At 48.8% G+C, this 13,984-nt stretch carries 11 protein-coding genes; 10 read left to right on the top strand and 1 reads right to left on the bottom strand.

Annotation, left to right across the window (positions count from 1 at the left end):
- Positions 1 to 36 precede the first annotated feature (36 nt).
- Positions 37 to 678, top strand: a complete 642-nt coding sequence (locus tag K0036_RS16910) for an HAD family hydrolase (protein ID WP_173694164.1) — start codon at positions 37 to 39, stop codon at positions 676 to 678.
- Positions 679 to 780: 102 nt separating this feature from the next.
- On the opposite strand, the gene K0036_RS16905 is transcribed toward K0036_RS16910, so the two are convergent.
- Positions 781 to 4,053: a DUF5107 domain-containing protein gene (locus K0036_RS16905; protein WP_220430237.1), complete on the bottom strand. Its 3,273-nt coding sequence runs from the start codon at positions 4,051 to 4,053 to the stop codon at positions 781 to 783.
- A gap of 179 nt (positions 4,054 to 4,232) precedes the next feature.
- On the opposite strand from K0036_RS16905, the gene K0036_RS19230 reads away from it, so the two are divergent.
- From K0036_RS19230 to K0036_RS16865, 9 genes are all read left to right on the top strand, one after another.
- Entirely contained in the window at positions 4,233 to 4,604 is a 372-nt protein-coding gene (locus K0036_RS19230; protein ID WP_259283338.1) for an AraC family ligand binding domain-containing protein, read from the top strand.
- Entirely contained in the window at positions 4,528 to 5,121 is a 594-nt protein-coding gene (locus K0036_RS16900) for a helix-turn-helix domain-containing protein (RefSeq protein ID WP_259283337.1), read from the top strand. The genes K0036_RS19230 and K0036_RS16900 overlap by 77 nt, the downstream gene beginning before the upstream one ends.
- Before the next feature lie 612 nt (positions 5,122 to 5,733).
- Positions 5,734 to 6,798 (top strand): zinc-dependent alcohol dehydrogenase family protein, encoded by a 1,065-nt coding sequence (locus K0036_RS16895; protein WP_025641859.1) that lies wholly within the window; start codon positions 5,734 to 5,736, stop codon positions 6,796 to 6,798.
- Positions 6,799 to 6,801: 3 nt separating this feature from the next.
- Positions 6,802 to 7,884 (top strand): M24 family metallopeptidase, encoded by a 1,083-nt coding sequence (locus K0036_RS16890; RefSeq protein WP_220430236.1) that lies wholly within the window; start codon positions 6,802 to 6,804, stop codon positions 7,882 to 7,884.
- Positions 7,885 to 8,010: 126 nt separating this feature from the next.
- Positions 8,011 to 9,183: an ROK family protein gene (locus K0036_RS16885; protein WP_173694169.1), complete on the top strand. Its 1,173-nt coding sequence runs from the start codon at positions 8,011 to 8,013 to the stop codon at positions 9,181 to 9,183.
- A gap of 96 nt (positions 9,184 to 9,279) precedes the next feature.
- Positions 9,280 to 10,329 carry an NAD(P)-dependent alcohol dehydrogenase gene (locus K0036_RS16880; protein ID WP_220430235.1) on the top strand — a complete coding sequence of 350 codons (1,050 nt, stop codon included), beginning with the start codon at positions 9,280 to 9,282 and terminating at the stop codon, positions 10,327 to 10,329.
- 192 nt (positions 10,330 to 10,521) lie between these two features.
- Entirely contained in the window at positions 10,522 to 11,298 is a 777-nt protein-coding gene (locus K0036_RS16875; RefSeq protein WP_025641867.1) for an SDR family oxidoreductase, read from the top strand.
- A gap of 69 nt (positions 11,299 to 11,367) precedes the next feature.
- On the top strand, positions 11,368 to 12,393 hold the full coding sequence (locus tag K0036_RS16870; protein WP_025641868.1) for a sugar ABC transporter substrate-binding protein: 1,026 nt from the start codon (positions 11,368 to 11,370) through the stop codon (positions 12,391 to 12,393).
- A 75-nt stretch (positions 12,394 to 12,468) separates the two neighbouring features.
- Positions 12,469 to 13,983 (top strand): sugar ABC transporter ATP-binding protein, encoded by a 1,515-nt coding sequence (locus tag K0036_RS16865; protein WP_220430234.1) that lies wholly within the window; start codon positions 12,469 to 12,471, stop codon positions 13,981 to 13,983.
- The last annotated feature ends 1 nt before the right edge of the window (position 13,984 follow it).

Here is a 13,984-nt window from a genome sequence, read left to right as displayed (position 1 = left end):
TGGGAAAAACAATAGATAGAGGAGAAAGCAGACCCAATGATAGAAGGAATTATATTTGACGTAGACGGAACCCTGTGGGACTCCACGGAAGAAGTGGCATATTCCTGGAACCAGGCAATCAAGGAACAGACGGATATGGACAGGACGCTGACGGCTGAGCAGCTAAAGCGGGAGTTTGGCAAGCCTTTGGAGGAGATCATGGACGACCTGTTCCCGGAACTTGCGCAAAAAGAGCAGGAGAGACTGGCAGACCATCTCTATAAATATGAGAATAAATGGGTAGAGACAGCACCCTGCATCGTCTATGACCAGATGGCAGAGACGGTTCGCGAACTGAGCAGAAAGTATAAGCTCTTTATCGTCAGCAACTGCCAGTCCGGCTACATAGAAGCTTTTCTTAAGAATACCGGACTTGGAGAATATTTTGCAGATTATACCTGCCCGGGAGACACCGGAAAGTTAAAAGGCGAGAATATCCGCATCATCATGGAGCGAAATGGAATCAAGGAAGCCATCTATGTAGGCGACACCCAGGGAGATGCCAATGCGTGCAAAGAGGCGGGGATTCCTATGATATTCGCGGCATATGGCTTCGGCCAGGTGGAAGAAGAGCATGTTGCGATCCAATCTTTTGGGGAACTGCTGGAACTTGAATTCGAAAAAAGCGGCGGGAAGTAAGCCGCAGAGAGACGGAGCATAAGAATCGATAATAAAAAGGGGCACGGCGTATGATCGCCGTGTCCCTTTTTGGGATGATCGATATAGGTTCTAAGGCTTGCTTTATTCAGTCATTGGAAGATGACGGATCGCGCCCTGGTAGTCGGCTTTTAACCGAAGGATCTCATGAAGCAGAGCGTCTGCCTCATCCTTCTCGCCCAGGCCGATGTGGCCCAATGCCATCAAATAGCGGCAGTAGATATCATTGCGCTCTTTGATATTGTCAGGGAATACTTCGATTTCCGGAAGTGACACGGCAAAATAGTCATAGGTCACTTCGTCGAAAATGTGTTTCTTTCCAAAGGCCAGAAGCTGATGGTAGCATTTTTTCGCTGCAGCCGTGTTGCCCAGTTCTTCATTGGCCAGACCCTGATAGAGAATGGTGTCGGAGGGCTGGTCGTTGTAGTAGAGGACGCCGGATGGCTCATCCAGTCCTGTGGAAGCCTTTTCAAAATACTCACAGGCAGCAGCAGAGTCATTCTTTGCCTGGTAGGCCTTTCCGATATAATAGTCGGCGATGTTGTCCTGGACATTCGGAAGTTTTCCTTCTCCCAGATTGTTTGGATATACTTTCGTGGCCTCAAGAAGCCGGATGGCTTCATCATAATTGCCACTTTCAAGAAGGCCCAGCGCTTTCTGCGTCAGCGCATAGCGGTACTGGGTGCTGACTTTCCCTTCTCCGCCTTCCCATGGATGGAACAGGTGGCCGTTCAGGCATTCCAGCGCCTTGTCATACTGTCCGGTGCAGTTAAGAAGCGAGATGTATTCTACATACAGCGCATCCCGGCCAGTCACAAGATCCAGATGGGCGGAAAGCAGTTCCAGGCGTTCTTCTACGGAGATGCCTGCCTTTGCGCGCAGCTGGTCGTATTCCAGCAGGAAGCGGGAGTAGGCAGAATCCAGTTCGAAGGCCTTCTTCATGTATTCCAGCGCCCGGTCTATGTCTTTTCTCTTATTGTAATAGTAGATGGCAAGATTACGCCAGTTCATGGCAAAGTCCGGCGCGCCTTCAGCGGCTTCTTCCCAATGCAGGGCCGCTTTCTCGTACTGCTTCTTGTCATAGAGCAGGCAGCCCAGATAATAGTGGGCGTAAGGCGCTTTGCCGAGCAGGGAGGCAGCGCTTTCTAATATAACGACTTCTTCCGCGCGGTTCGGGAAGCAGTAGTCGGGGCAGGCGGCCTCGCCTTGCTGATACATCTTAGCCGCCTTGGCGGCATCGCCCTTGCGTTCATATACGTAGCCCTGGTAATAGCCAAGCATCGGAGAGTCCGCTGTGCAGGAAGCCAGGATGGTAAGCGCGTCATCATATAAGCCTGCCTTGATATAATCCAGGGCAAGTTCCAGGTAATTATGCACGGGCGTGCGCATCTTGTCCTTCCAGTCGTCCAGACTGCCTGATCTTAAAGCCCCTTCGTAGCGGATGCCCATATCCAGCGGGTCGATCTTAAGGCTTTCATCCAGCAGTTCCTGGGAATCCATGTGAAGCAGACGAAGGATGGCCGCCTTCAAGGTGCGGGCTTTCATGTTGTGCCATCCCCGGATCAGGGCATTGTCGATGAATTCCAGGGCATTCCGGTAATCGCCGCGCTTTACGGATAAGCATGCCAGCCAGTAGTAGCCTGCGCCTTGCGTCTCATAACTCCAGGTGGATTTGTAGAAGGCATCGTAAGCGCCTTTGTCATCCCCTGTCATGACGAGGGCCAGGCCGAGATTGAAGTAACTTTCGCCGTAGTAGGGGTTCGGGGTCTTCCAGGTCTGTTTCTCAATGGCTTTGTTGAAATGCCTGATGCTTTCTTCGAAGTTTCCGCGTCTGTACAGAAGAAGGCCGTAGCCGTTATTCAGGCGGATGTCGGATGGGTCGCGCCTGAGTCCTTCCAGATAATAGTCTTCCGGGTTGAGGGTGGCATGACGGTACTGCTCCAGATGCTGGGCGCCCAGATACAATTCCTCGGTGGTCTTAAGTTCCTGCGGAGAAAGCAGCGGATCTGCCGGATCCGGAGTCGGCTCTAGCTCCTCGGTTACTGCTTCGTAGGTTACAAGCGGGAACATGCCGCTGTCATATATGGTCGCGGTTACGCCGCTTAAGTCTGCAAGTTCTGTATGAAAAGAGGCCTCATAGAACCGTTCCGGCGTAAGGTCTGCCTGATCCGTAAACAAAGTGCCGCCCTGGTTCTTCACGATGATTGTTGAATCAGCGAAGACGCCGGATGTATAGGCCTTGATGATGCATTTGCCATTTGAAAGGTCCATTCCGATGGCAGCATCCTTGGTGGCATTTTTTACTCTTCCTACATGCTTATAAGGCATGAAGTACTGGGTAAATGTCTTTTCTTCATAAGGCTTCAGCCAGGTGAAGTCCGGCTGATTGTCCGCATAGACGCCGGTCATCAGCTCGATGTACGGGCCGTCCGTCTCTGTCAGGTTGCGGTCCCATGCCTGGCCGAAGTCGCTGTTTCCCCATGTCCACTGCTTCTTGCCCGGGGAAATGTGGTGGTCTGCCACATGCAGCAGGCCGGCATCTACCTTCTCATCAAAGTTTCCGATAAAGTCATAATCGGAGTGGGCTGCCATATAGGAGGTAGGCACTTTGATGTTGCGGTAGCAGGAAATGTCGATCCCTTCAGAATAGTCATATTTATAATATTCGCCGGTGGCGATGGGGAAAGTGGATACCGCGCGCTTTCCGTGGTCCATTACTGCATGGACGTCCGGCGGAAATACGGAATAGGTGTGCTCATTGACCGGTACGGCCGGATTCGCCCACCAGAGGAAGGTCTGCGGCGTGTCGGTACGGTTGTAAAGGCGTCCCTTGATCTCGATATATGCCTTGTCCGGATAGAGCGTAAAGGAGGCCATTCCTTTGGTACCGTACATCTTATCAATCTCGCTGACGTATACGGTGGATGAGCCGTCTTCATGCTCCTCGAAGTGATAGTCTACCGGAGAGTAGGTGGATGGACGGTGATGCTGCGGCCAGTTGAATTCGATGCCGCCGGAGATCCATGGACCGGTAAGGCCTACCAAGGCCGGCTTGATCACGTGGTTATAATATACGAAGTCATAATTGTTGGTTTTGTCTAGTGCGCGCTGGATACGGCCGCCGAGTTCCGGCAGGACCATGACAAGCAGATAATCATTTTCCAGGTAAATCGCCTTGTATTCTACGTCCTCTTTCTCATCGGATATTTTTTCCGTTACAGGAAGGGGGTAAACCTTTCCGGAACTTCCCTGATAAGCCCTGTTTTCGATGAACAATGGACTTTTTTCCGGAGGGTATACTTTATAAGTAGGAAGGGTTATGGTTTCTTCCCATACATGGACTTGCTTGTTTGACATAAGTCATTCGTCTCCTTTCAAAATGGAATTGCCTGTTGCTGTGCAGTCGCCTGCTGTATGTATAGATTAGCATAAGGGGAGAAATGTTAAAATGTCATATACCATAAAAAGATGGACAATATTCCACATGGGTGCTATAGTTATCTCAAAATTATAAGAAGGGACAGGCAGGTGGAAGGATGAGTAATAATATTGGAAAGGCAGATGGATTTAAGGACGAAGAATATATTATTATTCCTACAGAATCATTTGCGGACTATGCGGAGCACCCGCTGGTGCGGACGGTCTATCCGACGGACGTCGGCTTCTTTCCGAAGGCCCGTGATCATTACCGGGAGAGGAAAGAAGGGGCCGAGCAGTATATTCTGATCTATTGCACGGAGGGAAAAGGAACCGTGGAAGTGGAGGGTCAGACATTTTCGATGGGAAAATCGGACGCATTCTGCATTCCATGCAAAAAGGGACACCGGTACTATGCGGATGCCAAAGACCCATGGAGTATCCTGTGGGTGCACTTCAAAGGGGGAGAACACGGCATACTTTCCGATTGACGAGCCGCACGTCGTACCTATGAATTCCAGGCACAGCGACAACCGTATGATGGTGCTGTTCAATCTGCTGTTCCGGGTTCTGCGGCGCAACTATACCTTGGGGAACTTCATCTATATCTCTCAGGTGCTGTCCCTGATCCTTTCGGAAGTATACTACCGGGAGAAAGTAGATGAGAGCAGCGTTCAGGACAGGCATGTGACCATGGTCATTCGCTTCATGTATGAGAATCTGACTCGCAGCCTTACCCTGGAGGAGATATCGGAAGAAGTCCAGCTGTCCCGCAGTTATCTGAATACCATATTCAAGAACCAGACCGGACGTTCTCCGGTGGAGTTCTTCATCCACCTGAAGATGCAGGAGGCCTGCAAGCTGCTGAAGAATACCAACCTGTATATCTATGAAGTAAGTTCAAGGCTGGGATATGAAGACCAGTATTACTTCTCCCGGATATTCAAAAAAGTGGTGGGCGTGTCGCCGAAAGATTATAAGAATGGGGATTATTTTTACTGCGAGTAGGGGGAATTGGTGAGATTGGAGGACGCCTGCGGGGAGGATGGGGAGATTTCTCCGACGCTGCGGCGCCTCCATCTAGTCCACCGGGATGTAAGTCCCCGGGAGAGTCGTCGGCTGACTCCTCCCCCAGGAACTAACATCGCGTGGACGGATATTGCGGACGCCTCCGCTTCCCTGCGAAATCCACCCCATCCACCCCGCAGGCTGCGAACTGCCGGAGAAGCAGCATCACGTAACGCCCGCATTCATGCGGAGTTGCCAATGAATTGCCGGGAGCGGGGGATAGTGTAGGGAGGGGGGCGTAGGTAAGCGACTGGGGCGTAGGATCCATGCCGGAACTGTTAGCCTGCAAGGGGGGAGTCAGCCGACGATTCCCTTGCAGGCTTACAGTTCCGTGCATTAGCCGAAGCCCCATAAAGCGTCGAAGCAACCCTCCCTACACTATCCCACGCGGTGCCAATCCCATCAAAACTCTCCCAGGTGGAATATAATCCATCAAAGGATAACATATGAAATTCAAGCCGCCGCAAAAGAGTGCTATACTGCAATTAAGAGTTGAACAGAACATCAGCGTAATTACATTTATCAGTCAATTGCAAAGAGGAGGATATGACGATGAGCGAGAAGATTCCAGAGAAAATGATCGGTATGAAGCTTCCGGGAGGAGCGAAAGTTGAGAAGGTGGAGTGCGATGTGCCGAAGCCTGGCCCGGGACAGGTGCTGCTGAAGATGAAGGCAGCCAGCCTGTGCGGCAGCGATTTGAAGTATATTTATTTTGAGCACACGGATAAGACAGGCGGAGCCAGATATGATGACGTGATCGCAGGCCATGAGCCAAGCGGACAGGTTGTAGAAGTAGGCGAGGGCGTGCTTGACTTTAAAGAGGGAGACCGGGTTGTCGTGTACCATATCCAGGGATGCGGATATTGCGACGAGTGTAAGAAGGGCTTCTTTATCAACTGCCAGCAGCCGGAGAGGCGTGCCTATGGATGGCAGAGAGACGGCGCTTTGGCCGAGTATATGGTGGCGGACGTATCTACTTGCATCCATCTTCCAGATTTTCTTACATATGAAGATGGGGCTATGATCGCATGTGGTTTTGGAACTGCTTACCAGGGACTCTTAAGAGCCAATGTATCAGGAAGAGACCGGGTGCTTGTGATGGGACTTGGCCCGGTAGGCCAGGCAGCCCTGATACTGGCCAAGGCAATGGGCGCAGAGACGATTGGCGTTGATATTTCCGAAGAGCGTCTGGAGATGGCGAAGAAGATCGGCGCTGACCAGGTATTCATGGGAGACGATGACGCGGTTAAGAACGTAATGGACTATACCGGAGGCAAGGGCGTAGAGGTTGCCGTAGACTGTTCCGGAAGCAGCATTGGCCGTCACAGATGTCTGGAAGTCGCCAGAATGTGGGGACAGGTAGTGTTCCTTGGAGAGCAGGGAACGGTAACGTTTGAACCAAGCCCGCTGCTGCTGCATAAGAACCTGACATTGCATGGATCCTGGGTTACATCAGTAGGAAACATGGAGCAGCTGGTGGAATTCCTGGACCGCAAGAAAATCCATCCAAGCCAGATTATTACCCACCGCTATCCGCTTAGCGAGACAGAAGAGGCGTATCGTGTATTTGCAACAGGAAAAACAGGCAAGGTTTGCGTGAATATGGAGATGGAATAATTTATGGACAATCTGAATAGAATATTAATGTGGCTTAAGACAACCCCTTATGAAGGGGTTGTTCTTGGCCGAAGGGATAATTTTAAATGGATAACGCAGTTTAATGAAAATGCAGTTGTGACGAATGCAGAGGTCGGGATTGCATTTTTAGTCATTCAAAGAAATGGAAAGGTGGAAATGGTAGCAGACAGCAGCGACTGTCCACGCATGGAAAAGGAACAGAATGCGCTTCATGCGGACTGCGTGCTCGTTCCATGGTATGAGACTCTGGAAGGATTCCTTGCATGGTACTGCAATGGAAAAGGCTATGCTTCTGATACGATGATTCCAGGGACATCCTGCGTGCAGGAAGAACTTGTAAATCTAAGAATGATGCTGAATGAGACAGAAGTGGCACGGTACCATGAGATCGGCCAGGAGTGTGCCAATATCGTAGAAAAGGTTGCCATGGAGGCCCGGCCCGGCCAGACGGAAAGGGAGGTTGCGGCTCTTCTCAAGATGCGCTGCATCGACAAAGGAATCAGCCCGGACTGCGTGCTGGTTGGGAGCGACGAAAGAATCCTGAATTACCGGCATCCCGTTCCTTCGGATAAGAAGATCAAGAACAGCCTGATGGTAGTGCTGGGCGGAGAAAAATACGGGCTAAATATCAGCATGACGCGAATGGTGTATTTTCAGGAGATTCCGAAGGAGATCCACGAGCGTATGCAAAAGACTCAGTATATTTTCGCGGCAATGCAGAACATGATGAGGGAAGGACTGCCTTATAAAGAGTATTTTGAAGAAGTAAAGAGCCTGTACGCGCAGGCCGGGTATCCGGATGAGTGGAAGATGCACCATCAGGGAGGCCCGACGGGGTATGGCTGTAGAGAATTCGTTGTTACGCCTTCCACAGAAGGCATAATCAAGGAAGGACAGGCTTATGCATGGAATCCCACGATCCAGGGGACAAAGTGCGAGGAGACTACATATCTGAAAGGCGGAAAGATCGATATTCTGACCAGGACGGAGCAATGGCCGTGCTCCGTAATCAGTACAAAATACGGGGATTTCCAGGTGGCGGACATTCTCTTCGACAAAAAATAGACAAAACCCTCCCATGGCTAGTGAAAAAAATTATAGAAATTGCATAATGAACATTGAAAAATGAAATGACGAGTGCTATAATAATCCTATCTTTAGTAAATGACTTAATAAAGTAGGACAAGGTGGATGAAACGAAGCACAAGCAATCAGGAAGTTAAAAAGTTAAATAGAAATCGAGTGTTTCGTTATGTGAATAGCAGGGAAGAAACCAGCATGCCGGAGATATCGGCGGCGCTTTCCATCAGTGGGCCTACTGTTCTTAAGATTGTGAATGAACTGAAGGAAGAGAAGCTGTTACGGGAAGTCGGCGAATTTGAATCCACCGGCGGACGCAAGGCCAAGGCAATTGCAGCCGTGAGGGATGTCAAGTATGCAATCGGGCTTGATATTACGAAGAATCATGTAGGGATCGTTTATACGGATCTTTCAGGAAAGGCGCTCAAGCATGAGCGGGTCCGCAAGCCTTTTAAATACTCGCAGACTTATCTTCATGAAGTTGCGGCAATCGTGAGAAGGTTTGTCGAGGAAAGCCGTATTCCCAAGAAGCGGATTCTGGGAATGGGTATTTCCGTGCCTGCGATTATCGACGTGCAGCGGGATTATATTACGAACTCCCATGCGCTTGGAATCTATGATGTTCCCTGTGAAGAACTGACGGCATGCATGCCATACCCTTGCGAACTTCTAAATGATGCCAATGCGGCAGCCATTACGGAGAGCAACAGAAGCAGGACCTGCAGCAATCTGGTATACCTGTTCCTAAGTAACACGGTGGGCGGCGCGATTATATTTGGAAATGAGAATGGAATCGTGCGCGCGGCACAGGAGAAGGACCGGGGATCGGTCTCTATGTATAAAGGCAATAACTGGAGAAGCGGCGAGTTTGGCCATATGGTCATCCATCCGGAAGGCAAGCGCTGCTACTGCGGCAAGATTGGATGCCTGGATGCATATTGCTCCGCGCTTAGGCTGGCAGATCAGACGGATGGGGATCTGGAGAGATTTTTCAGAGAGATGGAAGCAGGAGACCAGGATCTTAAGAAGATATGGAATGAATATCTGAAGGATCTTGCGATTGCAGTGGACAATCTGCGGATGTGCTTTGATTGCGAGATCGTCCTTGGCGGCTACGTGGGCAGCAGCATGGAGCCTTACATACAGGAGTTCAGGAATCTGGTGGCGGAAAAGGACATATTTGAGAACAACGGAGATTATGTGTACGTATGCCAATACCAGAAAGAGGCATCGGCACTCGGGGCGGCTATTTTCCAAATCGAAAAATTTATCGACACAATTTAAGTTTTTTTGAGATTTGGGCAATAACAGAGAATTGTTGCACATACTTTGTTAAATAAATTATTAAAGTATAAAACAAAGATGGGAGGAAGATGTGTTATGGAAGGAACAATGAAAGTAGCAGTGATGGAAGGAATTGGCAAGATGGGCTATACCGAGAGGCCGATTCCTGTACCGAAAGACGATGAAGTTCTGGTGAAGCTGGAATATGTGGGAATCTGCGGAAGCGATATGCATTATTATGAAATGGGCAGGATCGGCGATTATGTGGTAGAGCCGCCGTTCGTGCTGGGACATGAGCCGGGAGGCACTGTCGTAGAAGTAGGCAGGAATGTTACGCATCTGAAGGTTGGCGACCGCGTGGCGCTGGAGCCAGGAAAGACTTGCGGCAAATGTAAATTCTGCCGGGAAGGAAAATATAATCTTTGTCCGGACGTAGTCTTCTTTGCTACACCTCCTGTAGACGGCGTATTCCAGGAATATGTAGCCCATGAGGCGGATCTGTGCTTCAAGCTTCCGGATAATGTAAGCACGCTGGAAGGCGCGCTGATCGAGCCTCTTGCAGTAGGATTCCATGCAGCGAAGCAGGGAGAGGCGAAGGCAGGACAGACGGCAGTCGTATTTGGCGCAGGATGCATCGGACTGGTATCCATGATGGCTCTTAAAGCATGCGGCGTTTCCCGTGTATATGTAGTAGATGTCATGCAGAAGCGGCTGGATAAAGCGCTGGAACTTGGCGCTGATGGCGTGATCAACGGAAAAGAAGTGGACGTGCTTGCGAAAGCGAAGGAACTGACCGGCGGCGAGGGATTTGACCTTGCGATTGAGACGGCCGGAACGGAGATTACGACGAACCAGGCGATCCAGGTAGTGCGCAAGGGATCCAATATCGTTCTTGTGGGATATGGAAAGACCGGCATGATGAATATGATGATGAGCCTGGCGCTGGATAAAGAGATTACATTTAAGACAGTATTCCGCTACCGCCACATCTATCCAATGGCAATTGAGGCAGTTGCACAGGGAAAAGTGAATCTGAAGGGAATCGCTACCCATATCTTTAGTTTTGATGACATCCAGACGGCTATGGACAGAAGTGTCAATGAAAAGGCTGAGATCGTCAAGGCTGTTGTGAAAATTGCCGAATAAAAGCGGGATTGACAAATAAATAACGTTATGCAAAACATACAAAACCACCAAAAAATAATTGTGTAATATTGCATATTGCACAAAGCGTTCTTCTGGAATATAATTACAACAACAATATTTATAAAAACATTTTACAAAATTACTATTCAAAATTATTCAATGAAAACGGCTCGCAACCGGGAGGAGGACAAAATGGGAATTATTGAAAGTATGAGACTGGATGGAAAAGCAATTTATGTAACAGGTGCTGCAAGCGGAATCGGCAAGGCAGCGGCTACTGCATTCGCAGAGGCAGGCGCGGATGTCGCTATCGTAGACATCAACCTTGAAGGTGCCGAGAAGGTTGCAAAGGAGATTGCAGAAGCAACAGGTTCCAAGACAATCGCGATCCAGTGCGACGTTACGAAGAAAGACCAAGTTGAGGCCATGGTTGCAAAAGTTGTTGATACATATGGAAAACTGGATGCCTGCTACAACAATGCTGGTATCGCAGTAAACGCTCCGGCAGAAGAGATGACATTCGAGCAGTGGCAGAAGGTAATCGACATCAACCTTACAGGCGTATTTCTCTGCGCTACGGCAGCAGGCAGAGTGATGCTGAAGCAGGGATATGGCTCCATTATCAATACGGCATCCATGTCAGGCCACATTGTCAATGTACCTCAGCCACAGTGCGCATACAATGCGTCAAAAGCTGGCGTAAGCCTTCTGACAAAGTCTCTGGCAGTAGAGTGGGCTAAGAGAGGCGTGCGTGTAAACTGCATCAGCCCAGGATATATTGGCACCGATCTTATCATGAATGCAGAACATCTGAAACCATTGATCGAGCAGTGGAATGCAATGGCTCCGATGGGAAGGCTTGGAAAACCGGAAGAATTACAGTCTATCTTAGTATATCTGGCTGGCGACACAAGCACATTTACAACAGGTTCCGATATTATCGTGGACGGAGCATTTACCTGCTTCTAGGAACCGCATTATTATAGATAGCTAATGCGAAAGCTATAAAATAAATTCTTTTTAAGGAGGAGAAGTATTATGAAGAAAAAAATCTTAAGTGCAATCCTTTGCGTGGCAATGATTGCAACGATGGCTGTTGGTTGTACAACCAAGTCACCGACATCAGGCGGGGATGACAAGAAGGATGACGGCGGAAAGAAAGATTCTTACAAAGTCGGCATTACAATCCAGTCCCTGAAGAATGACTACTGGGCAGGCGTTATGGGCAAGCTCGAGGAACTGATGAAGGACAAAGGCTGGGACTACACCCTTCAGGATTGCAGCGATAACTCTGCAACTCAGATCAGCCAGATTGAAAACTTCATCACATCAGGATGCGACCTGATCATGGTTCACCCATCTGACGCAGAAGGCGTTGAGACTGTATGCCAGTCAGCACTGGATGCAGGTATCAAGGTTATGTGCTGGGATGACCCGATGACGAACACGACTGCAAACTGGATTCTTGACAATACTGCACTTGGAAATGACATCGGAAAAACAGCTGCTGCATTCATCAACGAGCACTACACAGCTGACAAGCCGGCAGAAGTTTGCGTAATCGGCAAGCCATCTACAAAGGTTCTGTTAGAGAGAGCAAATGGTATCAAAGAAGGTCTGGAAGAGAACTGTGACGAAGGAAATTACAAGATCGTAGCAGAGGTTGACGGACTGGAAGCAAACGAAGCACAGACTAACGTTGAGACCGTTCTTCAGGCTCACCCTGACTGTTCTGTATTCGTAGGAGTTGGCGCAGGCGCTATGATCGGATCAAACGAAGCATTGCTTCAGAAATTCGGCGGAGCTGGCAAGATTCCTGAAAATGTAGGTGTTATCACGACAGACGTTACTCCTCAGCAGTTAGAGTCTCTTAAGGCTGGAGACGAGGCTGTAAGAGCTATCGTTGGATTCGAAGGATCCAGCACAGATACAGCACAGGCTTGCCTGGATATGTTTGAGAAGATTCTTAACGGCGATGACTTCTCAGGAGACAAGCATGATGTTTACAGACCTACAATGGAAATCAACATGGACAACATTGATGATATCATGAAAGGCATGTAACATCATAAGAATAAGGAACGATAAGATAGAGGCGGTTTTTGCCGCCTCTAAGTAATATAGTCACGGGGGAAGAATATGAGCGAAGAATATGTATTACAATTACAGCATATAAGAAAAGAATACCCGGGTGTTGTTGCATTAAAAGATGTTACGTTGGAACTTAAGAAAGGCGAGATTCTGGCGTTGATCGGAGAAAATGGTGCCGGCAAATCTACGCTGATTAAATGTTGTTCAGGGGCGGTTATCCCGACTTCCGGCAAGATTATCGTGAATGGGAAAGAATTCACGAGCATGACACCTCAGCTTGCAGCGGAGAATGGAATTGCGATTATTTATCAGGAATTTAATAATGTAAAGGAACTGTCAGCAGCGGAGAACCTGTTTTTAGGAAGGCCTATCAAAAAAGGCGTTGTTGTAGATAAGAAAGCGATGGAGAAGGAGGCTGCGAAAGCATTTGAGCAGCTGCGGATTAAGATTGATCCAAAGACTCTGATGAAGAACCTGACAGTAGGTTATCAGCAGATGGTTGAGATTGCCAAGGCAATCCAGCAGGATGCTAAGATATTGATTATGGATGAGCCTTCTGCACCTCTGACGAGCGCGGAAGTTGAGAGTATGTTCCGAGTAGTAGAAAGACTTCGCAAAGAAGGTGTTTCTATTATATACATATCTCATAGATTGGAAGAAATTTATCGCCTGTCAGATAGAATTCTGGTCTTGCGTGATGGCGAGTATGTCAAGACTCTCATTACGAAAGACAGCGAGGTTCAGGAACTGATCAAGCTGATGGTTGGGCGAGAACTGACAGAGACATATCCTCCGCGAGGCGACTGCATTGATAAGGATGACGTGGTGCTGGAACTTAAGAATGTCTGTGGCAATGGAGACAGGAATATGAACCTGAAGGTTCATAAGGGAGAGATTGTAGGTCTTGGAGGCTTGGTAGGCGCAGGGAGAACGGAACTTGCGGAAGTGATCTTCGGAGCCGCAGCCAAGACGTCCGGACAGATTATTTTCAAAGGCAAGGAAGTCCATCCGAAGAGTCCCCGGGAGGCAATCGATCTGGGAATCGCTCTGGTACCGGAGGACAGAAAACGTCATGGTGCCATGTTAGGCATATCCATTAAGAATAACATCAATATGCCTATCTATGAAAGAAATTCTAAGTTGAGCGTGATCAATTCAAAACAAGAGATGGAAATTGCCAAAAAGTATCAGGAGAGTATGGCAATCAAGACTCCGACGCTGCATCAGCTTGTAAAGAACTTAAGCGGCGGCAATCAGCAGAAGGTTATTCTCGCAAGATGGCTGGCGGCTAATTCAGAACTTATCATCTTTGATGAGCCGACCAGAGGTATTGACGTCGGCGCAAAGTATGAGATCTATAAACTGATGAACGATTTGGTTGAAAAAGAAGGAAAAGCAATTCTGATGATTTCTTCTGAAATGGAGGAACTTATGGGGATGTCTGACAGAATTATAGTGCTGTCGGAAGGCGATATGACCGGAGAACTGGAAAAAGAAGAGTTCAGCCAGGAGACAATCATGGCATATGCATCTGCGACTGCAGCGAATATTGAGGAGGGTTAGA

This window comes from [Clostridium] scindens (genome assembly GCF_019597925.1).
Taxonomy (GTDB): domain Bacteria; phylum Bacillota; class Clostridia; order Lachnospirales; family Lachnospiraceae; genus Clostridium_AP.
Note: the sequence above shows the minus strand (reverse complement) of the source record. Positions and strands in the feature narration are given on the sequence as shown.

Coding starts and splice junctions, on each gene's coding strand:
- K0036_RS16910 (WP_173694164.1), top strand. CDS start 37: ATGATAGAAGGAATTATATTTGACGTAGACGGAACCCTGTGGGACTCC.
- K0036_RS16905 (WP_220430237.1), bottom strand. CDS start 4,053: ATGTCAAACAAGCAAGTCCATGTATGGGAAGAAACCATAACCCTTCCT.
- K0036_RS19230 (WP_259283338.1), top strand. CDS start 4,233: ATGAGTAATAATATTGGAAAGGCAGATGGATTTAAGGACGAAGAATAT.
- K0036_RS16900 (WP_259283337.1), top strand. CDS start 4,528: ATGCGGATGCCAAAGACCCATGGAGTATCCTGTGGGTGCACTTCAAAG.
- K0036_RS16895 (WP_025641859.1), top strand. CDS start 5,734: ATGAGCGAGAAGATTCCAGAGAAAATGATCGGTATGAAGCTTCCGGGA.
- K0036_RS16890 (WP_220430236.1), top strand. CDS start 6,802: ATGGACAATCTGAATAGAATATTAATGTGGCTTAAGACAACCCCTTAT.
- K0036_RS16885 (WP_173694169.1), top strand. CDS start 8,011: ATGAAACGAAGCACAAGCAATCAGGAAGTTAAAAAGTTAAATAGAAAT.
- K0036_RS16880 (WP_220430235.1), top strand. CDS start 9,280: ATGGAAGGAACAATGAAAGTAGCAGTGATGGAAGGAATTGGCAAGATG.
- K0036_RS16875 (WP_025641867.1), top strand. CDS start 10,522: ATGGGAATTATTGAAAGTATGAGACTGGATGGAAAAGCAATTTATGTA.
- K0036_RS16870 (WP_025641868.1), top strand. CDS start 11,368: ATGAAGAAAAAAATCTTAAGTGCAATCCTTTGCGTGGCAATGATTGCA.
- K0036_RS16865 (WP_220430234.1), top strand. CDS start 12,469: ATGAGCGAAGAATATGTATTACAATTACAGCATATAAGAAAAGAATAC.